General features: G+C 37.9%; 24 protein-coding genes. 18 read left to right on the top strand and 6 right to left on the bottom strand.

Going from position 1 to position 24,498, the window contains the following annotated elements; genetic code table 11:
• Positions 1-63 precede the first annotated feature (63 nt).
• The 3 genes from fbpC to A6A20_RS00755 form a co-directional block, all read right to left on the bottom strand.
• Positions 64-1,113 carry a ferric ABC transporter ATP-binding protein gene (fbpC, locus tag A6A20_RS00765; protein ID WP_279571683.1) on the bottom strand — a complete coding sequence of 350 codons (1,050 nt, stop codon included), beginning with the start codon at positions 1,111-1,113 and terminating at the stop codon, positions 64-66.
• A gap of 24 nt (positions 1,114-1,137) precedes the next feature.
• Positions 1,138-3,207 (bottom strand): ABC transporter permease, encoded by a 2,070-nt coding sequence (locus tag A6A20_RS00760; RefSeq protein ID WP_279571682.1) that lies wholly within the window; start codon positions 3,205-3,207, stop codon positions 1,138-1,140.
• Positions 3,208-3,339: 132 nt separating this feature from the next.
• Complete coding sequence (locus A6A20_RS00755; protein WP_279571681.1) at positions 3,340-4,377, bottom strand: ABC transporter substrate-binding protein; 1,038 nt, start codon at positions 4,375-4,377, stop codon at positions 3,340-3,342.
• Between the two features lie 194 nt (positions 4,378-4,571).
• Between A6A20_RS00755 and udk the strand changes: the two genes are divergently transcribed.
• The 4 genes from udk (at position 4,572) to rlmKL (ending at position 9,361) form a co-directional block, all read left to right on the top strand.
• A complete protein-coding gene (gene udk, locus A6A20_RS00750; RefSeq protein ID WP_279571680.1) occupies positions 4,572-5,219 on the top strand; it encodes a uridine kinase in 648 nt (215 codons plus the stop codon).
• Between the two features lie 12 nt (positions 5,220-5,231).
• Entirely contained in the window at positions 5,232-5,816 is a 585-nt protein-coding gene (gene dcd / locus A6A20_RS00745) for a dCTP deaminase (protein WP_132692366.1), read from the top strand.
• 15 nt (positions 5,817-5,831) lie between these two features.
• Complete coding sequence (locus tag A6A20_RS00740; RefSeq protein ID WP_279571679.1) at positions 5,832-7,010, top strand: hypothetical protein; 1,179 nt, start codon at positions 5,832-5,834, stop codon at positions 7,008-7,010.
• Positions 7,011-7,207: 197 nt separating this feature from the next.
• Positions 7,208-9,361, top strand: coding sequence for a bifunctional 23S rRNA (guanine(2069)-N(7))-methyltransferase RlmK/23S rRNA (guanine(2445)-N(2))-methyltransferase RlmL (gene rlmKL, locus A6A20_RS00735; RefSeq protein WP_279571678.1), 2,154 nt, complete (start codon positions 7,208-7,210; stop codon positions 9,359-9,361).
• A gap of 83 nt (positions 9,362-9,444) precedes the next feature.
• Here rlmKL and nrdB read toward each other — a convergent pair whose 3' ends face one another.
• On the bottom strand, positions 9,445-10,575 hold the full coding sequence (gene nrdB, locus A6A20_RS00730) for a class Ia ribonucleoside-diphosphate reductase subunit beta (RefSeq protein ID WP_279571677.1): 1,131 nt from the start codon (positions 10,573-10,575) through the stop codon (positions 9,445-9,447).
• A 56-nt stretch (positions 10,576-10,631) separates the two neighbouring features.
• Positions 10,632-12,035, bottom strand: coding sequence for an asparagine--tRNA ligase (asnS, locus tag A6A20_RS00725; protein WP_279571676.1), 1,404 nt, complete (start codon positions 12,033-12,035; stop codon positions 10,632-10,634).
• Between the two features lie 233 nt (positions 12,036-12,268).
• Between asnS and A6A20_RS00720 the strand changes: the two genes are divergently transcribed.
• From A6A20_RS00720 to xthA, 3 genes are all read left to right on the top strand, one after another.
• A complete protein-coding gene (locus tag A6A20_RS00720) occupies positions 12,269-13,486 on the top strand; it encodes an ROK family protein (RefSeq protein ID WP_279571675.1) in 1,218 nt (405 codons plus the stop codon).
• A gap of 103 nt (positions 13,487-13,589) precedes the next feature.
• Positions 13,590-14,300: a dethiobiotin synthase gene (gene bioD, locus A6A20_RS00715; protein WP_279571674.1), complete on the top strand. Its 711-nt coding sequence runs from the start codon at positions 13,590-13,592 to the stop codon at positions 14,298-14,300.
• A gap of 92 nt (positions 14,301-14,392) precedes the next feature.
• Positions 14,393-15,193: an exodeoxyribonuclease III gene (gene xthA / locus A6A20_RS00710; RefSeq protein WP_279571673.1), complete on the top strand. Its 801-nt coding sequence runs from the start codon at positions 14,393-14,395 to the stop codon at positions 15,191-15,193.
• Between the two features lie 114 nt (positions 15,194-15,307).
• Here the strand turns inward: xthA and A6A20_RS00705 are convergent, their stop codons facing one another.
• Positions 15,308-16,060 (bottom strand): SDR family oxidoreductase, encoded by a 753-nt coding sequence (locus A6A20_RS00705; protein ID WP_279571672.1) that lies wholly within the window; start codon positions 16,058-16,060, stop codon positions 15,308-15,310.
• 166 nt (positions 16,061-16,226) lie between these two features.
• Between A6A20_RS00705 and A6A20_RS00700 the strand changes: the two genes are divergently transcribed.
• The 11 genes from A6A20_RS00700 to rnm all read left to right on the top strand — a co-directional run bounded on the left by A6A20_RS00700 (position 16,227) and on the right by rnm (position 24,493).
• Positions 16,227-17,102, top strand: coding sequence for an EamA family transporter (locus tag A6A20_RS00700; protein WP_279571671.1), 876 nt, complete (start codon positions 16,227-16,229; stop codon positions 17,100-17,102).
• Between the two features lie 299 nt (positions 17,103-17,401).
• Entirely contained in the window at positions 17,402-18,307 is a 906-nt protein-coding gene (locus A6A20_RS00695; RefSeq protein ID WP_279571670.1) for a transporter substrate-binding domain-containing protein, read from the top strand.
• A 63-nt stretch (positions 18,308-18,370) separates the two neighbouring features.
• Positions 18,371-19,012: an amino acid ABC transporter permease gene (locus tag A6A20_RS00690; protein ID WP_279571669.1), complete on the top strand. Its 642-nt coding sequence runs from the start codon at positions 18,371-18,373 to the stop codon at positions 19,010-19,012.
• A gap of 10 nt (positions 19,013-19,022) precedes the next feature.
• Positions 19,023-19,706 (top strand): ABC transporter permease subunit, encoded by a 684-nt coding sequence (locus A6A20_RS00685; protein ID WP_279571668.1) that lies wholly within the window; start codon positions 19,023-19,025, stop codon positions 19,704-19,706.
• Positions 19,681-20,445 (top strand): amino acid ABC transporter ATP-binding protein, encoded by a 765-nt coding sequence (locus A6A20_RS00680; RefSeq protein WP_279571667.1) that lies wholly within the window; start codon positions 19,681-19,683, stop codon positions 20,443-20,445. Before A6A20_RS00685 ends, A6A20_RS00680 begins: the two co-directional genes overlap by 26 nt.
• 52 nt (positions 20,446-20,497) lie before the next feature.
• Positions 20,498-21,880: an aspartate aminotransferase family protein gene (locus tag A6A20_RS00675; protein ID WP_279571666.1), complete on the top strand. Its 1,383-nt coding sequence runs from the start codon at positions 20,498-20,500 to the stop codon at positions 21,878-21,880.
• A gap of 13 nt (positions 21,881-21,893) precedes the next feature.
• A complete protein-coding gene (locus A6A20_RS00670; RefSeq protein WP_279571665.1) occupies positions 21,894-22,151 on the top strand; it encodes a hypothetical protein in 258 nt (85 codons plus the stop codon).
• Positions 22,151-22,714, top strand: coding sequence for a translation initiation factor IF-3 (infC, locus tag A6A20_RS00665; RefSeq protein ID WP_481584976.1), 564 nt, complete (start codon positions 22,151-22,153; stop codon positions 22,712-22,714). The genes A6A20_RS00670 and infC overlap by 1 nt, the downstream gene beginning before the upstream one ends.
• A gap of 106 nt (positions 22,715-22,820) precedes the next feature.
• Positions 22,821-23,018: a 50S ribosomal protein L35 gene (rpmI, locus tag A6A20_RS00660; protein ID WP_132688461.1), complete on the top strand. Its 198-nt coding sequence runs from the start codon at positions 22,821-22,823 to the stop codon at positions 23,016-23,018.
• A gap of 58 nt (positions 23,019-23,076) precedes the next feature.
• Positions 23,077-23,430 carry a 50S ribosomal protein L20 gene (gene rplT / locus A6A20_RS00655; protein WP_005546410.1) on the top strand — a complete coding sequence of 118 codons (354 nt, stop codon included), beginning with the start codon at positions 23,077-23,079 and terminating at the stop codon, positions 23,428-23,430.
• 217 nt (positions 23,431-23,647) lie between these two features.
• Positions 23,648-24,493 carry an RNase RNM gene (rnm, locus tag A6A20_RS00650; protein ID WP_279571664.1) on the top strand — a complete coding sequence of 282 codons (846 nt, stop codon included), beginning with the start codon at positions 23,648-23,650 and terminating at the stop codon, positions 24,491-24,493.
• The last annotated feature ends 5 nt before the right edge of the window (positions 24,494-24,498 follow it).

The following is a 24,498-nucleotide window of genomic DNA, read 5'->3' as shown; positions in this document are numbered from 1 at the left end:
AAAATCATTTTTTTGACCGCACTTTTTATTGGCGAAAAACGACGACTTCGCTATCACAAATCATTAGGCTTTTAACAAGAAAATACCTTGTTGTGAAAAATGAAGATAAGCCGAGTTAATATGCGGATTGAAATCTTCTGGGCGTGCATTAATTAATAATTCTTGGTTATGCCAAAGTGCAACAATTTCCCAATAATTTCCCATATAGACCGCACTTTTAATGGTGCAATATTGTTTTTCTTCGCCTTGTTGGCTTAATTTAATGGCTTCAGGGCGTATGCCCACTAAACATTTTCCATCGGCAACGGCGAATTGTTGCGGATTATTGAGCGAGATCTGGTAACCATAAATATCTAAGGTGTTTTGCTGGAGGGTGGCGGGTAATATACTGGATTCGCCCATAAAATTGGCGAGAAATAAGGAATTTGGGCGTAAATAAAGCTCTTCTGCGGGAGCTTTTTGCATAATTTTGCCTTTATCCATTACAATCACTTCATCGGAAACCGCAAAGGCTTCGGTTTGATCGTGCGTAACATATAAGGAAGTAATGCCTAAGCCTTGTTGTAATTCACGAATTTTTTCACGCATAGAACGGCGTAAATTGGCATCTAAGTTACTTAAGGGTTCATCAAAAAGTAGCACTTTCGGCTTGAGAATTAAGGCTCTGGCTAATGCCACACGTTGTTGCTGACCGCCAGAAATTTGATCCACAAAACGATCTTCAAAGCCTGCTAAATCCACTAATTCTAATACTTCTTTTACTCTCTTTTGGCGTTCGGATTTGTTGATGCCTTGCATTTTTAGCCCGTATCCCACATTTTCGCCAATGGACATATGAGGAAAGAGAGCATAGGATTGAAACACAATACAAATATCTCTTGTTTGGATCGAGGATTGGGTAACGTCTTCGCCATCAATAAATATCTGTCCAGAAGTTGGGCTTTCTAGCCCTGCAACGAGGCGTAATACCGTGGTTTTACCGCAACCTGAGGGACCCAGTAAGGTAACCATACTGCCACGTTTGATACTTAGGTTTAGGTTATCAATAACGGTGGTTTTACCAAAGGATTTTGTTATGTTTTTGAGTACGAGAAAATCATTATTTTGTTGCATAATATTGAACCTTTTATCGCAAAATTAGAGTTGTTTTTTCGCTTTTGAACGAGCAATTCTGCTATCCCCTACGATCCAATCAAAGAAAAGGATAATTGCCATCATTACGATAATTAAAATTGAGCCATAGGCGATAGCAATACCATATTCGCCATCTTCCACACGATTAAGAATATATGAGGTGGCAACACGAGTATCCGCTGTGACTAAAAATACAATGGCACTGACGGTAGTCATTGCCCGAACGAAACTGGTTACCAAGGCAGAAATTAAAGCAGGTTTTAGTAAAGGTAAAACCACAAAGAGGATTGTCTTAAATGAGCTTCCTTTTAAGGATAATGAGGCTTCATCTAATGATTTATCAAGTTGACCTAGCCCAGCAATGGCAGCTCGCATACCCACAGGCATATTACGCATTACCATTGATAAAACAATGATAATGCCTGTTCCTGTGAGATAAATCGGGGCGTCATTAAAGGCTAATATATAGGAAACCCCAGCCACCGTGCCAGGCACTGAGAAAGATAATAACGTGAGAAATTCTAAGGTTTTCTTGCCTTTAAATTCTCGTCTGACGGTAATATAGGCAATAAGTAAGCCAAACAATGCAGTAATAGGGGCAGCGGTTGCGGCAAAAATGACAGTATGAATGAGTGAAGGCCAAGCCCCATCGTTAAAGCCTTGTCCGAACAACATCATATAGTTTTTGAGCGTTAGGGTGTAATCTACGCCCCAATTTACGGTAAAGCTACCGTAAAATATACTGCCGTAAAGTGCAACGTTAAAAATAACCCAACAAGCTAAAATAAAGCTAATCAAGGATTTCATCAAAGAGGGGAGTTCTTGTACATCGCCACGATAAGATTTTCCAGAAACGGTAACATAAGAGCGGTTGCCAATCCAAGCATATTGGATAATGAAAATACCTAAGGAAAAAATTAATAATAATGTGCCTAATGTACTGGCAGAGGCATAATCTAATTGTGAACCTGCGATATAAAAGTAAATTTGTGAGGAAATCACATCAAAACTTCCGCCTAGTACCAATGGGGTACTAAAATCCGCCACAGATTGAATGGTTACCACTAAAAATGAGTTAGCCAGTGCAGGTTTTAATAGCGGAAAAATCACGCCTAAAAAGGTTTGGTATCTGTTGGCTCGTAAGGTATAAGAAGCCTCTTCTATTGAGGGATGAATGGATTTTAACGCCCCTTCTAAGATCATAAATGACATTGGGGTTAATGCTAATGTATGGGCGATGACAATACCAGTAAAACCATATAACCAGTTGCTGTTAAAGCCTAAATAATCAACGAGATATTCGGTTACATAACCTGAACGCCCTAACATTAGGGTTACGCCAAGTCCAACTACAAAGGGCGGTGTAACGATGGGCAAAATGGAAAACACTTTACCAATAAATGCGGTACGCTTAGCAATGCGTGTGGTATATAAGGCAAAAAATAAGCCAAAAATAGTAGCTAAAAGCCCTGTTGTACCAGCTACACTTAACGAGTTGATAATTATGCGTAAGATATAAGGCTGCTGGATAATTTGTAAGGCTTGGGTAGGTACAAATTCAGAACCGTTATAAAAGACCGAAATAAGGATAGCAAAAGTAGGGTACACAATAAAAAAGAAGATTAATAAAATAATGCTGATCAGGGAGGCAAGAATAAATTTATCGCCTTGCATTATTTTCATTTTCGCTAGGGCATTGGTGCTAATGGCGATTAATGATATAACCAGAATAAATATGGCGTAGCCTAAATTGATTTTTTCAATAATGGCGGAAATAAAAATAAACAGGAAAATACTGATAGCAAGAATAAATTCATATTTGCCCTGTTTAGATTTATCTTGATATTTAGTGGTAATAGAAAGAATGGGGAATATAGATAATAAAGCAAACCATACCCAGCTTAGATTAAACGAACTCCAACCCATTGCTTGATAGATTTCCTCAGAGGTGGACTCACTAAAACCATAATGTAATGCCATAGAAGGAAGGAAAATAAAACCAAGTAGAGCAAATATTATCCAAAATAGATTAGCATTAAATATTGATATGGCATTTGAAATTGGTTTTTGCATAACAACTCCGAGTAACAATAAATTATTTGAATATTCTAAATGTTATTTTGTATTGATTAAATATCTTAATAATAAAAATTTTATATTAAATAAGGCGATAAATATCGCCTTAACTATTTGTTTATTCATTAATTATTTTGCTAATTTTACATCATTTACCCATTTTTCAATTAAACGTTTACGTTCATCGGCTGAACCAAATTTCTCAAAATCATAATTAATTAAGTTTAATTGTAATGGATCAAAAGCGTTAGGTGATTGTTCTGCAGTAGTATTGACTAAAATTTGGTGTGCTTCCCCTTTTTGCCAAGCTAACTCTTGCCCCTCTTTTGAAAGCACAAAATCAACAAATAATTTTGCATTTTCAAGATTTCTCGCCCCTTTTAAAATACTGACACCACCGAGTTCATAGCCAGTGCCTTCACAAGGTACGATTAATTCAAGTGGTGCACCTTTTTCTTTTTCTAAAGCATAGTCATGTAAAAAACCAATGCCTATTGTGGCTTCACTACGAGCGGCACTACGAGAAGGTGTAATACCTGATTTTGTATATTGAGAAATATTGGGGTGTAGCTGACGAAAATAGTTAAATGCTTGTTCTTCGCCCCAAAGCTGAGTAAAGGTTGCGATGGCTGTATAAGCTGTACCTGAACTTTGTGGGTCTGCTATTTGTATTTCTTGTTTTAAGCGTGGATCGGTTAAATCTTTCCAGCATTGTGGTAATTTTTCAATGCCTAATTTCTTTAACCTTTCGGTGTTGACACCAAAACCGAGAATACCCATATAGGTAACGGAAGATAAATTCCCTTTTATTTTGGCAGGATCTTGGAATTGTGGAACAATTTGATCTACCATCGGAGAGCGATAGGCTTGCAATAACCCTAATTCTCCAGCTTGTGAATGAGGATCTAGTGTACCTCCATACCAAACATCAGCTTGCGGATTATTTTTCTCCGCTTCAATTTTCGCAAAAGTGCTACCAGAACCATTGCGAATAAAAGAGGTTCTAACCTTATATTTTTCGCCAAAGGCTTTTGTTTGTGTTTCACACATAATATTGGTGGCACTACAATAGACAACTAAACGCCCAGCAGCATGGGCATTAGATGGCGAAAATAACGTCGTAAAAACTGCAGAAGCGACTAGACAGGATAATGCGTTGAATTTCATAACTTGTCCTTACTTAAGTTAATAGGTTATTTAACAGGAGAAATGTTTTGGCATTGTAAACAAATTGAAAAAGAAATAATGTGAGTTATTTCACAGAAAATGAAATGTGATTGCGTAAAAAAGCAATTTTCTTACTGCCAAACCCCGATTTTTTCTTTATAATTCAGGACAAATGATTATTAATGGAAAAATGTATGCCGAGTTCTACTACGCCTTCTTGTGTGATTATTGCTATTGCAGGTGCTTCCGCCTCAGGTAAAAGCCTAATTGCTTCAACCATTCATCGTGAGCTTTGTGATGAGTTAGGTTGTGAGGAAATTGGGATTATTTCTGAAGACAGTTATTATAAAGATCAAAGCCATTTAGCTTTTGAAGAACGCATTAAAACTAATTACGATCACCCTAATTCAATGGATCGTGATTTATTGATTAGCCATTTACAAGCCTTAAAAAATGGGCAAGCGGTAGATATTCCAGAGTATAGTTACGTTGAACATACTCGAACAGGGAAAGTCAATCATTTTGAGCCAAAGAAAATTATTATTTTAGAGGGAATATTATTGCTTACCGATGAACGTATCCGTAAGGAAGTCAATGTTTCTGTATTTGTTGATGCTCCTTTGGATATTTGTTTTATTCGCCGTTTGCAACGTGATATGCAAGAACGTGGACGTTCATTAGAATCCGTGGTTGAACAATATCGTAAAACAGTACGCCCAATGTTTTTACAATTCATTGAGCCATCTAAGCAATATGCGGATATTATTGTGCCTAAAGGCGGTAAAAATAGAATTGCCATTAATATTTTGAAAGCGCAAATTATGCACTTATTAGCGGATTAATGGGAGGGAGAAATGCGATTATGTGATACCGATATTGAACGTTATTTAGAACAAGGTTTAATTTCCCTTACTCCACGTCCAAGCAATGACAAGATCAATGGTGCAACCATTGATGTTCGTTTAGGCAACTCTTTTCGTGTATTCAAAGAATATTCTGCCCCTTATCTTGATTTAAGTGGGCCAAAAGAAGAAGTGGCAGCTCAATTAGATTTAGTTATGAGCGAAGAAATTATTATTGAGGATAATCAGGCCTTTTTCTTGCACCCTGGCACATTAGCCCTTGCCACCACCCTTGAGTCAGTAAAATTGCCTGCCAATATTATTGGTTGGCTTGATGGTCGTTCATCATTGGCTCGTTTAGGTTTAATGGTGCATGTAACAGCACACCGTATTGATCCCGGTTGGGAGGGTAAAATTGTGCTTGAATTTTATAATTCAGGTAAGTTGCCATTAGCCTTACGCCCTAATATGGTGATTGGAGCGTTAAGTTTTGAGGTGCTAAGTGGCGAAGCGGCAAGACCTTATAATCGCCGTTCTGATGCTAAATATAAAAATCAGCAAGCGGCAGTAGCAAGCCGAATTAATGAAGATCAATAATTAAGGTTGTCTAAAATGAAAAAAGTTATTGCTCTATTTGTAGGTTTAGTTTGTATAGTAATAACTTTGTTTTATATTAAAGTACAAAACCTCAAAGCGGATCTGGCTGAGGCATTGCAACATCAACAAATCGTTGTATCCTCGCCGAATTTAAGTCTTCAATTTTTCCCACTGGCGTTGGTGGCAGAAAATGTTAAAATTCAACCGCCCTTGCTGACACCTTGGCAGGTTGATATTCCTCGTATTGAATTACAAATTGATTTCTTTTCCTTATTGCAAAACCAGATCAAAGTTGATCAGATCCATATAATTAATGGCAAATTGTTTTCCTCTCAGCATAATGCCTCAGATCCCGTTGAGAACATAAATTTAATCCTAAAACCCACCGCACTTTTTTTAACCGAGTTATTTTCGTCCACAATAAATCAAGGGGATTTTGCGACACAAGGACGTTTTATTTATAAAAAGCAACCTTATCAATTTCATTTGGTAAGAGGAAAATGGTTTATAAAACAGCCACAAGGCTATCAATTTTATGCTGATGAATTAGAGATTAATCAGGCAACCTTAGAGAAGGTAGCAATTCAATATTTACCATCTCGCATTTATTTCCGTTCACAGCAGGGTAATATTGATTTTTATCGTCAGCAAAAGGGCTATGCTTTAGTAGGCGAAAATGTGGATATTTATGCTTTTTGGGCAACCTTGGATATTCGTTCAATTCTTACAGGAAAAGGAAAATTAACAGGGTTTTTACAATTTGAGAATGCTAGACTACCCATAGGTGAATTATCCTTTGAGATTTATCAAGGCAAAATTAATGGGATTAACTTATTCAATTTAATGGCACAATATTTCCCTATTAATTATGATGAACAACAGCTTGCTCGCCAGCAAATTAATACAGATTTTGATATAGGGCGAGCATATTTGGTTTGGGATCAGCAAAAATTATGGGTAAAAGATTTGGCGATTCAAACCTCAGCGTTACAATTAACAGGGTTAGGCGAAGTGGGATTGTTGAATGGGCAATGTGATTTTCAGGCTCATTTAACTCTTAATCAGCCCAAATATTCAACCTTACGTTTACCTATTCATTTTTTTGGCGATTGTCATTCGCCACAATATAAAATTGAAATGGATAAAGAGTTACGCAATAACCTTAAGCAAATGCTAAAACGGCATTTACGTTAAAAGGGATATTTTGCCGTTTCGCTTGTCTACGGATACAATAAAAAACTTATTATATAATAGCCAATAAACGGATTTTTTATTGAGAATATAGCCGTTCCACTTTAAAATAACACAGCGTTGGCACGCCTTTTGTATTCTTTGTACTATTTTTGGCGTAGTGCCTTGTCTTATTTTAAATTGAAACGATTATAACTACTATGAGATCTTTATTTGCAACCACAGCTCGTGGTTTTGAAGAATTATTAAAAGCCGAATTAATGGAGCTTGGCGCTGAACAATGCCGAGTTGTTCAAGGTGGCGTTCATTTTTCTGCCAATGACTATACTTTATATCGCACCTTACTTTGGTCAAGATTAGCATCAAGAATATTATTACCTCTGGTAACAAGCAAAATTTACTCTGAATTAGATTTATATTCCACCATTGTGAGTCAACCTTGGTCAACAATTTTTGATGAACGTTCACGTTTTGTGGTTGATTTTAATGGCACAAATCAAGATATTCGTCATACTCAATTTGGTGCAATGCGTGTAAAAGACGGCATTGTGGATTATTTCACTCGTCAAGGTAAAGCAAGACCTGAAGTAGATAAAGATAGCCCCGATATTCGTATCCATGTTTATCTTCATCGTGAAAATATGGTGGTGTCCTTAGATCTCAGTGGTAATGCCTTACATTTACGTGGTTATCGTGAAGAAACAGGCAAAGCCCCCTTAAAAGAAACCCTCGCAAGTGCCATTATATTGCGTTCAGGTTGGCAAAAAGGCACGCCATTGATTGATCCTATGTGTGGTTCAGGTACATTATTGATTGAGGCGGCGCAAATGCAAGGGAATATTGCCCCACAATTATATCGCCTACATTGGGGATTTGACCATTGGTTTGAGCATAACCCACAAGTTTGGCAACAGGTTAAAAACGAGGCAATAGCACAAGCAGAACAAGCTCAAGTGACTTCTAAAGGGCATTTTTATGGTTTTGATCTTGATAAAAATGTCTTAAAGAAAGCACAGCGTAACGCCAAACAAGCTGGAGTAGCCCATTTGATCCAATTTCAGCAAGCAGATATTGCAAGACTAACCAATCCCTTACCCACAGAACAAAAGGGAACCTTGATTTGTAATCCGCCTTATGGAGAACGTCTTGGAACAACCCCAGCATTAATTGCCTTGTATTCTGTTTTGGGAGAACGCCTAAAACAACAATTTCCACAATGGAATGTCTCTATTTTTAGTGCAGAACCGAGCTTATTAGATTGTTTACGTTTGCGTTCTTATCGCCAATTTAAAGCAAAAAATGGGCCGTTGGATTGTGTACAAAAAAATTATCAAATTTCTGACCGCACTTCTCCACTTAATGACAGCGAAGCCTTGCCACAATCATCAGCACAAGCACCTAAGGTGGCACAGGATTTTGCTAACCGTTTACAAAAAAATAGCAAAAAAATTGAAAAATGGGCAAAACAACAAGGGCTTGATGCCTATCGTTTATATGATGCGGATTTGCCAGATTATAATTTAGCGGTGGATCGTTATGCTGATCATATTGTGATTCAAGAATATGCCCCACCTAAAAATATCGATGAAAATAAAGCCCGTCAGCGTTTACTTGATGCGGTAACCGCAACCTTACAAGTTACTGGGATAGAAACCAATAAATTAGTGTTAAAAGTACGACAAAAGCAAAAGGGAAATAACCAGTACGAACGTCTTGCTCATCAAGGAGATTACTTTTATGTGCATGAATATGGGGCGAAATTATGGGTTAATTTAACCGATTATTTAGATACTGGATTATTTTTGGATCATCGCTTAACCCGAAAAATGGTTGGCGAAATGGCAAAGGGTAAGGACTTCCTTAATTTATTTGCTTACACAGGATCGGCGACAGTGCATGCTGCATTAGCAGGAGCAAAATCCACTACCACCGTTGATATGTCAAACACCTATCTAAATTGGGCGGAACAGAATTTATTGTTAAATGATATTCAAGGTACACAACATAAATTAATTCAAGCGGATTGCTTACAATGGCTAGATAAGGCACAACGACAATTTGACCTAATTTTTGTTGATCCGCCAACTTTTTCCAATTCTAAACGTATGGAAGATAGCTGGGACGTACAACGTGATCATATAAAATTAATCACCAAATTATTGCCTCTGCTTAGAACGCAAGGAACTATTGTCTTTTCCAATAATAAGCGTGGCTTTAAAATGCAACAGGATAAACTCGCTGAATTAGGCGTTAATGCTGTAGAAATTTCCGATAAAACCTTACCATTAGATTTTCAACGCAATAAACATATTCATAATTGTTGGTTGATAACAAGGCTTCATCTTGATAAGTAGGCGAGTTCACACCTTAATATCCTTAGAGAGGTATTAAGGTGTGTTTTAGGCACACAAAAGTGCGGTGTATTTTAAAATTATTTTTATAAGTCAAAATCCCCAAAATCATTCGCATCAACTTTAGCGTCAATTTGCCCAACTAAATAAGAGCTGACTTCAACTTCTTGTGGGGCAACTTGTACATTATCTGATACTAGCCACGCATTGATCCAAGGGATAGGATTAGATCGGGTTTTGAACGGCAATGGTAATCCTACGGCTTGCATACGGATATTGGTAATATATTCAACATATTGCACTAAAATATCCTTGTTCAAGCCGATCATTGATCCATCTTTAAATAAATAATCTGCCCATTCTTTTTCTTGTTCAGCAGCAGCAACAAAAAGCTCATAAGCCTCTTGGCGACATTCTTCAGCAATTTCAGCCATTTCAGGATCATCTTGCCCTGATGCCATAATATTTAAAATATGCTGAGTTCCTGTTAAGTGCAAGGCTTCATCTCGGGCAATAAATTTGATGATTTTGGCATTGCCTTCCATTAGTTTGCGTTCAGCAAAAGCAAAAGAACAGGCAAAGGAAACATAAAAACGAATGGCTTCTAGAGCATTAACGCTCATTAAACAGAGGTATAATTGGCGTTTTAGATTGCGTAAGCTAACCACGCATTGTTGTCCGTCAACAGTATAAGTACCTTCGCCATAGAGGGTATAAAGTTGCGTATCACGAATAAAATCATCATAGTAGGCGGAAATATCTTTGGCTCGTTTGATAATTTCTTCATTGGTCACTATATCATCAAAGACGACTGAGGGATCATTAACGATATTACGAATAATATGGGTGTAGGAACGAGAATGAATAGTTTCAGAGAATGTCCAAGTTTCAATCCAAGTTTCTAATTCAGGAATAGAAACCACTGGCAGTAAAGCAACATTGGGGCTACGTCCTTGGATTGAATCAAGTAGTGTTTGATACTTTAAATTACTGATAAAAATATGTTTCTCATGTTCTGGTAAACTAGCATAATCAATGCGATCTTGTGAAACGTCCACTTCTTCTGGTCGCCAGAAAAAGGAAAGCTGTTTTTCAATCAGTTTTTCAAAGGTTTCGTATTTTTGTTGATCATAGCGAGCGACATTGACATTTTGCCCAAAGAACATAGGTTCTTTTAGTTGATCGTTTTTGATTTGGGAGAAGGTTGTGTAAGCCATAGAAAATCCTTGCAAATTGATAAACAATATCCCCTCAAAAGAGGGGATAGGGATAATTAGAAGTTTGCGTTACGAGGGGAGCGAGGGAAAGGAATCACATCACGAATATTTTGTACCCCAGTAACATAGACGATTAAACGTTCAAAGCCTAAACCAAAGCCTGAGTGCGGTACTGTGCCATAACGGCGTAAATCACGATACCACCAATAATCCTCAGGATTTAAGCCCATTTCTAGCATACGTTTATCTAAAACCTCTAAACGTTCTTCACGTTGAGAACCGCCGATGATTTCACCAATTCCAGGGGCTAATACGTCCATTGCAGCAACTGTTTTGCCATCATCATTTAAACGCATATAGAAGGCTTTAATATCTTTAGGATAATTTTTTACTACCACAGGGGATTTGAAGTATTCTTCGGCAAGATAGCGTTCATGTTCTGAAGATAAATCAATGCCCCATTCCACAGGGAATTCAAAGGATTTGCCTGATTTTAATAAAATATCAATGGCATCAGTATAGTCAATTTGTGCAAAATCAGCTTTGACAAAGTGTTCTAAGCGGTTGATTACTTCTTTATCTACATGTTTCGCAAAGAATTCTAAGTCATCTCGGCGTTCGTTGAGTACTGCATTAAATACATATTTCAGCATATCTTCAGCTAATTTTGCATTATCCGCAAGGGTAGCAAAGGCGACTTCGGGTTCAACCATCCAAAATTCCGCTAAGTGTCGAGTTGTATTAGAGTTTTCTGCTCGGAAAGTTGGGCCGAAAGTATAAATTTTACTTAAAGCACAAGCATAGGTTTCGCCATTTAATTGCCCTGATACAGTAAGGAAAGCCTCTTTACCAAAAAAATCTTGGCTAAAATCCACCGCACTTTTGTCATCTCTAGGAAGATTTTCTAAATCTAATGTAGAAACGCGGAACATTTCGCCAGCCCCTTCGGTATCGGAAGCTGTAATTAACGGAGTTGCTACCCAATAAAAGCCTTGTTCATGGAAAAAGCGATGAATGGCTTGGGCTAAGCAATGACGCACACGAGCTACAGCACCAATAATGTTGGTACGAGGACGTAAATGAGCGACTTCGCGTAAATATTCAATAGAATGACGTTTTGCCGCCATAGGGTAAGTTTCGGGATCTTCAACCCAACCTGTTACTTCTACTTGTGAGGCTTGCAATTCAACAGCTTGCCCTTGTGCGGGAGATTCTACAACTGTTCCTGTTACAATAACAGAACAACCGGTGGTTAAGCGTAAAATTTCGCTGTCATAATTAGCAATATCATTATTTACAATAGCTTGAACAGGTGCAAAGCAAGAACCGTCATAAACAGCTAAAAAAGATAAACCTGCTTTAGAATCTCGGCGAGTACGTACCCAACCTCGTACAGTTACTGTATCGCCCACAGCCACTTTTCCCGTTAAAACATCTGCGATAGATGCAATTTTCGTCATATTAACCTCAAAATTTACTCAGTTTTCGTTAAAAATTAAGTTTCGGTAGTTTACCTCAATATCATTTTTTTACCAAAATCTAATCACAAAAAATTTGTGTTTTTCACAATAATTTTGTGACCTAGTCCACAGAATTTAGGGAAAATTATTGTCATAATCAGGATTAATAGGTATAACTAAAAAACTATCTTATGGAGTATTTTTTATTTAATAAAATTAATGGGTAATAGATTATGCCTAGAGTAAAAAAACAGATTTCAGTGGCAATGAAAGCCCAACAGTTGGGAATTATTTATCGTTTGGTTGAGCAATTTGAATTAATTTCTCGTATTGATCTTTCTAAATTATCAGGTTTTGCCCCAGCGAGTATTACAGAATTAACACGTCAGTTAATCCAAGCCAATTTTGTGATGGAACGTACTGTACAAACCAATATTGTACGAGGTCGTCCAGCGATTGGGCTTTGTTTATCGCCGTTTTATTGGCGAACGATTTGTGCAACTTTATTAGAAGATAGTTTTGAAATTAGCTTATGTGAATTGAATGATAATGTTATTAAACAAATGACTTTTGTCTTGACTGAGGAGAAACAGCAAGATTTAGCACAATTTATAACGCAATCTATCGGTCATTTTCTACAACAAATTCAGCAAGAAAGTGGAAGACTCTTGGCGGTCTCAGTAGTGGTTGCGGGAGAATTACATCATCATGGGCAATTTTTGAAAAAATTAGGGCGACATAATTTTGATGATCTAGATTTATTAGCATTATTTGAACCGCACTTTCCTTGTCCTATTTTGCTTAATGAATATTTCCAAACTTGGATTTTTGCAGAGTCCAGTTTAGGGAGTGCAATTAATAGTCATAATGTATTATTTTTACAATTAGATGATGTGATTAATATGAGTGTGTTAATTAAGGGAGAACCTGTTAATTCGGAACGTTATACCCGTATGAATATTAACAAAGTCGCCGTTCCTGCCTTTAGTGAATTGCATGATTTAATCAATCAAGATTTATCTGAAGTTGAGCGTCATCAGCTTTATCATCAAGTTACCCATCATAGTATTTATCAACTTGTTGATAAACTTTTTCCACAAAATGCACTGATTGATGGCGAACAAAAAATTCGTTTTGTTTGTGAACAAGCGAAACAAGGTAATGAAAATGCAATAAAAATTCTCTATCATATTGCAGATAGTGTATCTTATGTATTAATGAACTTGATTAATATTTTTTCCTCAGAAAAAATTATTATTAGCTCAAGTTTATTGGCAGCGAAAGAGATCTTTTTACCTCGTTTACAGCAAAAACTAAAAGAAAACTTGTTATTAGATAATCTTGAAGTTGCTATTGGCACGAGTCATTATGCGTTGAATAGCCCTATCGTAGCCAGTTCAGCAATAAAAAAACATATTTATAATGGTGATTTATTGAAAAATTTAAAATAAAGTTAGCGATCTTGTTGATATTTAACAAAAACTTGTGTTAGCTCAATTTTTTTCAGAATAAATTCTTTTAAAATCCCCCTACTTGAATAAAGGGGATCATAAAATGAGTAGTTTTTTTATTACAGGAACTGACACCAATGTGGGTAAGACCATTGCAAGTCGTGCAATAATTCAGGCATTGCAACAGCAAAATGTGCAAATTGTTGGTTATAAACCCATTGCTTATAATGCGGATAGCAGTGTTTATGCAACGCCCCCACAACAATATCAAGATAATCTTGATGTTAAAATATTAATGCACAGTAGCCAACAGAACTTGCCCTATGAACAAGCGAACAGTTATACCTTTGAACAGTCGCAAATGCTTACACTTGCTTGTCAGGATCTTGTGGATCTCAATAAAATTAATCAAAATTTAGATCATTTGATAAAAACTTATCAATCCGTATTGGTGGAGGGAACCTTTGGCTGGCTGACTCCGATTAATCGAGAAATGAGTTTTGCTGATTGGGTAAAACAACGCAATATGCCAGTAATATTAGTTGTTGGTATAAAAGAGGGCTGTATTAATCATGGTTTATTAACCGCACAAGCTATTGCTCAAACGGGCGTGCCTTTGTTAGGTTGGGTGGCAAATCGGATTAATCCTTGTCTTGGGCATTATGCAGAAGTGATTGACGTATTATCTAACAAAATTGATGCACCATTATTGGGCGAAATTCCTTATCTTTATAAACCAGAAGAACAAGCGCTAGGGCATTATCTTACCAATATAGAACGTTTAAGTTATTTGCAAACAGCATTGGTAGGCTAACAGGATTATTTTGTAAACTATTTTCCGATTTTTGATAGGAAATCCTTGTACTATCAGGTAGAATTAGCCATTTTTGTGTATAGGATTTTATCATGAAAGTAATCTCTTTTAATATTAATGGATTGAGAGCAAGACCGCATCAGTTAGAGGCGGTGGTTAAACAATATCAGCCTGATGTATTGGGTTTGCAAGAAATTAAAGTTGCGGACGAGGCATTTCCTTATGAGTTAGTGGAACATTTAGGTTATCATGTATTTCATTATGGGCAAAAAGGGCATTATGGTGTTGCTTTGCTCACTAAACAACAGCCTAAAGCAGTAAGAAAAGGTTTCCCAACTGATGGAGAAGAAGCACAAAAACGGATTATCATGGCGGATTTTGATACGGAAATGGGATCTTTGACAGTAATCAATGGGTATTTTCCACAGGGCGAATCACGCCAGCATGAAACCAAATTCCCGGCTAAACAAAAATTTTACCAAGATTTGCTTCATTACTTGCAACAAGATTTGCCGAGTGAAAACGTGATTATTATGGGCGATATGAATATTAGCCCAACGGATTTAGATATTGGTATTGGGGAAGAGAGCCGTAAACGCTGGTTGCGTACAGGGAAATGTTCTTTTTTACCCGAAGAACGTGAGTGGTATCAGCGTTTGTATGATCTAGGATTAGTTGATACTTTTCGTCATTTAAATCCTACTGTGAACGATCAGTTTTCGTGGTTTGATTATCGTTCAAAAGGTTTTGATGATAATCGAGGCTTACGCATTGATCATATTTTGGCAAATCAAACTTTAGCACAACGTTGTGTGCAAACAGGCATTGCATTAGATATTCGTGCTATGGAAAAACCTTCCGATCATGCTCCTGTCTGGGCGGAATTTAAATAATTTAGTGGCGAGCTGTGCTAACGCTGTATTATTTTAGCTACAAATAGTATCAAATAAACCGAAAACGTTTATTCTCGTTTTCGGTTTAGCGTTAATCTACCACAAGTGATGATATTATCCCTCTTTTTTCTTTACCACTAACCCCGCTGAGGCTTGGGCGACAGGCATGATTTCAATACGGTTAATATTCATATGTGGTGGGCATTGAGCGATCCAAGCAACGGTATTCGCAATATCTTCCGCTGTAATATAATCCACATTGGCATAAAGTGCTGAGGCTTTAGCATCATCGCCATGGAAACGTACATTAGAAAACTCAGTGCCACCACATAAGCCGGGTTCAATATTGGATACACGCACGCCTGTTCCCACTAAGTCGGCACGCAAATTTAAACTAAATTGTTTCACAAAGGCTTTCGTACCGCCATAAACGTTGCCACCTGGATAAGCATAAGAACCTGCGATTGAACCTAGATTAACAATTAAACCTTGATTGCGTTTTACCATGGTTGGCAAAATAGCGTGGGTAATGGTGACTAATCCTGTAATATTCGTGGCGATCATCTGTTTCCAATCTTCAAGAGAGGCATTTTGTGCCGCTTCAATCCCTAAGGCTAATCCTGCATTATTTACTAATATATCAATATCTTGCCATTTTGCGGGCAGGCTAGCAATAGCCTCTAAGGTGGCTTGTTCATCACTAATATCAAAGGCAAGCGGTAAGCAATTCTCGCCTAATTCTTGTTGTAATGCTAACAGACGTTCGTGGCGGCGAGCAGTTACGATCACTTTGTAACCAATTTTGGCTAATTTACGTGCGATGACTCGTCCAAAGCCTGCACTTGCTCCAGTAATTAATGCAATCATGATTTTCTCCTTTACTTAGTTGTGTTATATCAGCCTTAACACTATAAAATAAAATATGATTAATTTTCAATATAAATCTTAATAAATTAATTATTATTTAAATATGTTTGATATTTTTTGTGTTTGTGATAGCGTTATTGATGTTTTTTTAGATAGAGGTTTCGCTATGCAACAACGAGATAAATTTGCCGCTTTGTTGGTTATCGCCATTTGGGGAATTAACTTTTATTTTATGAAGTTGGGGATAGAGGAGATTGATCCCTTGTTGCTCGGCTGTTTGCGGTTTTTATTGGTGGTATTTCCTTTTATTTTTTGGCTTAAACGCCCACAAGTAAGCTGGAAATTACTCTTGTTATACGGTTTGATCAGTAATTTTGCCCAATTTGCTTTTATGTTTAGTGCTATTGCCACAGGATTACCAACAGGCTTGATTGCATTGATTGTGCAATCACAAGCCTTTTTTACGGTGTTGATTGCGGTATTTTGTTTGGGCGAAAAAGCTCGCCCTAATGAATGGCTTGCGATTTTAGTGGCGATTATTGGTTTTATTTGCATAGGAATTGGGCAACAACATAGTTATGTGCCGATGTTGGGATTATTCTTGGTACTTGGTTCGGCATTATCTTGGGCATTGGGCAATATTGTCGTGAAAAAAATTGGGCGAACAGATCCTTTTGCTTTGGTGGTATGGGGCAATTTATTCACGCCAGTTTGGTTTTTATTATTCGCCTATTATCAAAACGATATGGAATATATTCGCCAGAATATCTATCAACTTAGTTGGCAAGTGTGGCTTTCAGCGGGGTTTTTGGCTTATTTCGCAACGATTATCGGTTATGGATTATGGGTAAAGCTATTGGCGAAATATCCCGCCTCTCAGGTTACTCCTTTATCGTTGGGTGTGCCTGTAATTAGTTTGCTATTTGGCATTGTGTTATTGCAAGAACGATTAAACTTCTATCAATGGTTAGGTGTGGTTATTGTGGCATCGGCGTTGGTTATTCATTTATTTGGGCGAAATTTATTTTGCAAGAAAAGTTAATAGCTTCAGTTTTTCTCTATCAAAAGTGCGGTCAGTTTTGAGAATTTTTATCAATTTGATGAGATTGTTGAAAATAATTAAAAATCTGACCGCACTTACTTTATTGAGATTAGCTTAAAACTAACAAAATCTTATTTTTATTGTGGTATTTTCATTTTATCGATTAAAAAATTGTATTTTTATTAAATTATTTTTCATTTCATTGTTGATCTTTTAATTTTAATTTGATATAAACTATCCATGCCTTGAATTTATTAGATTGTTTTTAATTTTTAATGCTTATTTGTAAGGAGTATCCAATGAAAGAGATTAAAAGTAAGATTTCATCTAAAAAGACTGTGAGTGGATTAGCGAGTATCTCTGCAAGCTGCCGAAAAGGTTTGGTGTTGGTGTTATCGGCGTTATGGCTTGGACAAGCTGCGGCGGTAAGCCTTGATGAAGTAAAACAGCGAGGCTATTTGTCGGTGGCAACGGAAGATGATTATGCCCCTTTTGAAATGATTAAGGACGGTAAGCCAGCAGGATTTACGGAAGACTTAATGGTGGAATTAAAAGCCTATGCTCCCTTTGCAATTAAACAAGAAATTATGCCTTGGACAGGCTTATTGCCAGCGGTATTAGCAGGTAAATATGATGCCGCCATTACGGGAGCAGTGGTGTCGCCAGAACGTTTGCAACGGTTTAATTTTGCTCCGCCAGTGATGACTGCAACCCATTATGTGGTGTTACGCACTAAAGATGACAGCGTGCAATCGGCGGCAGATTTGGCAGGAAAGACCTTAGGCGTGCAAGCAGGCAGTGTGGCATTAGCACGTTTACCCGAATTAGAGGTGATGCTAGCGGAAAGTGGTGGCAAGTTAGGGAAAGTGGTGGAATATACTTCTTATCCTGAGGCTTATGCAGATTTAGCCAATGGACGTTTAGATTATGTGGTAAGTGCTTATGCAGGGGCGAAAACCTTAACGACTCAACGTCCTAAGGTCTTTAAAATGGGTATGGCGGTTTCAGGAGCAGGTTATCACGCTTGGCCTGTACCTAAAGATAGTCCAGAAGTATTGGCATTCTTAACGGCATTTATTGAGCATATTCGTGCTAATGGCAAATTAGCGGAAATTCAACAAAAATGGTTTGGCGAAAGTTTACCTGATTTACCGACTACCCCCATTACTTCGGAGCAACAATACTTAGAGATGATTAGTCAATAAATCTATGTCCTAGCTTAATCCTTTAAGCTAGGGGATCGCCCCCCTTTAGTCGTGAGGTAGAAGATGGAAATTGGTGAATGGATAATGTTATTAGAAGGTGGTTTAACCACGCTATGGCTTTGTGTATTAGCCATTGTTATCGGATTAGTATTAGGGTTAGTGATTGCCTTGTTACGGTATTTTAAGGTGCCTTTTATTGCTCAATTAATGGCAATTTATACCAGTTTTGCCCGAGCAATTCCGTTAGTTACCCTTGTATTATTTATTTTTGTAGGCTTTCCAGCTTTAGGTATTGAATTGGATCGGAATGTTGCGGCATTAATGGCATTGGTGATTAATACCTCGGCATTTAATGCGGAGATTTGGCGTAATGCTTTTCACGCTTTTTCACGAGAGCAATTAGAAGCAGCTAAAGCGGCAGGTATGACACCGATGCTTACCTTTCGGCGGATAATGTTGCCACAAATGTGCTTAACCAGCTTACCGGGTTTGGTAAATGAAATGAGCTTTTTGGTTAAAGCAAGCCCTGCTGTAGCGGTTATTGGGGTTGTGGATCTTACAAGGGTAACCAATCGTATCGCTGCGGTAACTTATGAACCTTTACCGCCAATTTTGGCAGCTTGTGTGCTGTATATGTTGATGATCGGTATTATGTTGAAATTACAACGTTGGGCAGAACGCTATGTGCATCGCTTAGCAGCCTAAGGAGAGAATGATGGACGCTTGGACAATATTATGGGCAGAACGAGAACAGTTTTGGACAGGATTTATTACTACGTTAAATTTGTTTGTGCAGTCTGCAATAGTGGCATTTTTACTGGGCATTGTCTGTTTATTTTTGCTGGAGGGTAAGCTCAATCCATTACGCCGTTTATTATTGCTTGCGATTGACACAATGCGTACCTTACCTTTTTTGATTTATGTGTATTTATTGTATTACGGTTTACCTGCATTAGGTATCACAATGGACGCTTGGACGGCGGGGTTAATTGGCTTGATTACCTATCATGGGGCGTATTTTGCCGAGATTTTTCGTGGATTGCGAGCGACGTTACCACAGGGACAAGTGGAGGCGGCATTAAGTCAGGGGTTTGGTCGCAATAAGATGGTGTATTTATTGATTTTACCGCAATTATTGTTGCGTTCCAGTAGCTTATTGGCTAACCAATTTGTTTATTTACTCAAAGACACTGCATTTTTAACCATTATTACGGTAAGGGAATTAACGGGGGTTGCCGCAGCGGTACAAGCCAATTATTTCATTCCTATTGAAGCCTTTGTGGTGGCGATGGGATTGTATTGGATTTTAAGTTTAATTATTGATTATGCAATGAAATTACTGAATAAATCAGCCATAAGTAGAGGGTTAAGTTATGAGCAAAGCAACATACGCCGTTGAGATTAAAAATATTTCAAAAAGTTTTGATGGAATAGAAGTGTTAAGAGATATTTCCATTCAAGTAGAAAAAGGACAAACCATTAGTATTTTAGGTCCTTCTGGTTCAGGAAAATCAACTTTATTACGTTGTATTAACTGGTTGGAACAACCTGATCGTGGCAAGATTTTTATTACGGGAGAGCGGATTGGCATTACGGAGCAAGGTAAACCGCAGTCTAATAAAGATTTGGCAAGGATACGAGCCAAAACAGCAATGGTTTTTCAAAGTTTTAACCTTTGGCCACATTTAACTATTTTAGGCAATGTGATCGAAGCCCCTGTGCATGTATTAGGTGTTGATCGCCAACAAGCCATTGACGAGGCTATGGTGTTATTGCAAAAGGTGGGAATGGATCATAAAGCTGATGCTTATCCATTTTCATTATCAGGTGGACAAAAGCAACGAGTAGCGATTGCGAGAGCGTTGGCGATGAAACCGGAAGTCATTTTATTTGATGAACCCACTTCTGCATTAGATCCGCAATTAGTTGATGAAGTGTTAGGGGTGATGAAAGCTCTCGCTAAAGAGGGGTATACCATGATTGTGGTTACCCATGAAATGGAATTTGCTCGTCAAGTGAGCCATGAAGTGGTGTTTATGGATAAAGGTTTAGTGGTGGAACGGGCTGAACCGGAAATCTTTTTCAGTCAACCCAAATCCCCACGTTTACAAGAGTTTTTAGCACGCTATTTAGCGTAATTAACCAATATATTTTCAATCATTAAATGATATTTAGTCTAAGGAGAATTATATGACAGATTTACACAACCCAGCCGCTCAAGCTGCTAAAGATCCTGTTCGTGGTAAACAAGTATTACAAGATGATCGTAATCATGTTTTTCATTCTTGGTCAGCACAAGATAAAATCTCGCCAGTACCTATTGCTGGCGCAGAGGGCAGTGTGTTTTGGGATTATGAGGGCAAAGAATATTTAGATTTTTCTTCACAATTAGTGAATGTGAATTTAGGGCATCGCCACCCCAAATTGATTAAAGCAATCCAAGATCAATTAGCGGTATTACCAACCATTCAACCTGCAATGGCAAATGAAACCAGAGGAAAGTTGGCGAAATTAATCGCAGAAGCAGCCCCGGGCAATCTTAACCACGTTTTCTTCACGAATGGTGGGGCAGATGCCAATGAAAATGCGGTGCGTATGGCAAGATTGCATACAGGAAAACGTAAAATATTGACTTTCTATCGTTCTTATCATGGTGCAACCTCAACAGCGATTTCCTTAACGGGCGATCCAAGACGCTGGGCGAATGAAACCACAGCAGATCCAGCAGTAGTCCATTTTTATGGGCCTTATGCTTATCGTTCTGCTTTCCATTCAGAGAATGAACAACAAGAATGTGAGCGAGCGTTAGCCCATTTAGAAAGCACTATTCAATTTGAGGGCGCTGGCACGATTGCCGCCGTTATGCTAGAAACAGTGGTAGGAACCAATGGGGTATTAGTGCCACCTGATGGCTATTTAGCCGGTGTGCGTGCTATTTGTGATAAATATGGTTTAATGTTAATTTGCGATGAAGTGATGGTTGGATTTGGACGAACAGGCAAATTATTTGCGGTAGAAAATTTTGGAATTGTGCCAGATTTATTAACTTTTGCTAAAGGGGTAAACTCAGGTTATGTGCCGTTAGGTGGTGTGATAATGACCGATGCGATTTTTGATACCTTTAGAGAGCGAGTGTACCCCGGTGGCTTAACCTATTCAGGACACCCACTTGCTTGTGCCCCCGGTGTCGCCACGTTTGAGGTGTTTGCCGAAGAAAATATCTTACAACGGGTGCAAGATCTTGAAAAACGTATTATTAAGCCAAAATTAGCGGAAATTAAAGCGAAACATAAATCAGTAGGTGAATGCCGAGGTATTGGTATGTTTTGGGCGATTGAGTTAGTGAAAAATCAACAAACCAGAGAAAAAATTGTCCCTTATAACCCAACGACAGAGCAATATCGTCCTGTGTTAGAAACCGTAGCAGAATGTAAGAAAAATGGGGTATGGCCATTTCATCATTTTAATCGCATTCATATTGCTCCGCCATTAACCATTGATGAACAGGATTTAATCAAGGGGTTAGAGGTTATTGATCAAGCCTTAGCTATTGCCGATAGCTATGCGGATTAATTTTGATTAAATAGTGAAAATCCCTTTTAAACGAATAATAGGCGTTAGGGGATTTTTTTCTATTTGGATTAGAGGCGGAATTAAAAGTGCGGTCAGTTTTGAAAATATTTTTTCTTTGAAGCAGGTAATTTCGCCTAAAATCTACTTGCCAACCTTAGGATTTTTATTTAAAATTTGCCCGTTTTTTGTCATAAAAATGGCAAATCTTCTTGCTTTTGGTCTAACAAGGATTGCCTATGGGCTAGCAAGCAAGGCTAACCGTTATTATTAATTGACTTAGAGGAACATATTATTAAAACTGCAAAACGAGCTCCAGCGAATAATCGCCCTAACCGTATCAATGAAGAAATTAGGGTGAAAGAAGTCCGCTTGATTGATCAACATGGTGAACAAGCAGGTATCGTATCTATTCAACAAGCATTAGAGCAAGCTGAGCAAGCTGAATTGGATTTAGTGGAAATCAGCCCAAATGCAGAACCGCCAGTTTGTCGTATTATGAATTATGGCAAATACCTCTATGAAAAAGATAAAGCGGCAAAAGAGCAGAAGAAAAAGCAGAAAGTTGTACAAGTGAAGGAAATTAAATTCCGTCCGGGTACAGACGAAGGCGATTATCAGGTAAAACTACGCAGCCTGATTCGCTTTTTAGAAGATGGGGATAAAGCCAAAATTACTGTTCGTTTTCGCGGACGTGAAATGGCTCACCAAGAAATTGGCTTAGAAGTCCTTGAGCGAGTGAAAAATGATCTTGCGGATATTTCAGTGGTGGAATCTGCACCCGGGAAATTAGAAGGTCGTCAAGCGGTTATGGTATTAGCCCCGAAAAAGAAATAATTAGTGCTTTTAGCAAGTAATAATAGATTGATTGAACTTCGGTTTAATCAATTTTTATTCGCCTAATTATAGTATATTAACTTAAACAATGCGGAGTTTTTAAACAATGCCTAAAATTAAAACAGTACGTGGTGCTGCTAAACGTTTTAAAAAAACAGCGTCTGGTGGCTTTAAACGTAAACAATCTCACTTACGTCATATTTTGACTAAAAAATCTACTAAGCGTAAACGTCATTTACGTCATAAAACTATGGTAGCGAAAGCAGACCAAGTTTTAGTAGTTGCGTGCTTGCCTTATGCCTAAGCACTTGTCGTACGATTAGTTAACTTTAGTTTAAAATAGATAGATAGGAGATTAAATAATGGCTCGTGTAAAACGTGGTGTTATTGCAAGAGCACGTCATAAGAAAATTCTTAAGGCTGCTAAAGGTTATTATGGTGCACGTTCACGTGTTTATCGTGTTGCATTCCAAGCGGTAATTAAAGCTGGTCAATATGCTTATCGCGACCGTCGTCAACGTAAACGCCAATTCCGTCAATTATGGATTGCTCGTATTAACGCAGCAGCCCGTCAAAACGGTTTATCATACAGCAAATTCATCAATGGCTTGAAAAAAGCTTCTGTTGAGATCGATCGTAAGATCCTTGCTGATATTGCAGTATTTGACAAAGTCGCTTTTGCTGCTTTAGTTGAAAAGGCAAAATCTGCACTTTAATAGTATAGTCGTTTCAATTTAGAATGAGACAAGGCGGTACGCCGACAGTACAAGTAGTACGGCGAGGCGTACCAATGCCGTATCATTTTAAAGTGGGAAAACTATATAAAGTGTAATTGATTGTGATGAGGGAACATAATGTTCCCTTTTTTCGTATATAGCAGTAACCTATCTACTTTATTGATTAATTTATAGTCGTTTTAATAGGCAGTACAAGATGATTTATGATTTACATAGCCATAGTACCTTTTCTGACGGCGTTTTAACCCCTACTGAGCTAGTGATACGAGCAAAACAGCAAGGTGTGGATATTTTGGCATTAACCGATCATGATACTGTAGCAGGGTTGACTGAGGCACATAGTGCGGCACAGCATTATGGCATTAGGCTAATTAATGGTGTGGAAATTTCAACGCTTTGGCAAAATAAAGAGATTCATATTGTCGGACTTGGTTTTGATATACAACACTCGGCAATACAGCGTTTATTGTCCATTCAGGCACAGTTACGTCAACAACGAGCGTTAATGATTGCCGATAAATTACAATTATTGGGCATTGAACAAGCCTTTATTGGGGCAAGTGCTTTAGCAAATGGGGAGGTTACTCGAGCCCATTATGCCCGTTATTTAGTGAATATAGGCAAAGCGAAAGATATTGCTCAAGCCTTTAAACGTTATCTCGCTCAAGGCAAACCCGCTTATGTCAAACCGCAATGGTGCGAGATAGCAGGTGCGATTAGTGCTATTCATCAAGCAGGCGGATTGGCTATTCTTGCCCACCCTTTACGTTATAATATGACCAATCGCTGGATCAAGCGTTTAATAACAGATTTCTGTCAATGGCAAGGCGATGGGCTAGAAGTGGCTGGGTGCGGACAAAGCTCGCAACAGCGTGAGTTATTATTAAGATGGGCGAAAGAATTTGATTTATTGTGTTCGGCAGGATCGGATTTTCATTTTCCTTGTGCTTGGATTGAGTTAGGCAAGTCCTTAGCTTTGAATTGTGATGATAAGTTTGTCCTTCAACATGCTATTTTTCAAGAAAAAGATAAAAAAGTATAGTATTT

Source organism: Volucribacter amazonae, assembly GCF_029783845.1.
In the GTDB taxonomy this organism is placed as follows: domain Bacteria; phylum Pseudomonadota; class Gammaproteobacteria; order Enterobacterales; family Pasteurellaceae; genus Volucribacter; species Volucribacter amazonae.
This window is presented reverse-complemented; position numbering and strand designations above follow the sequence as displayed.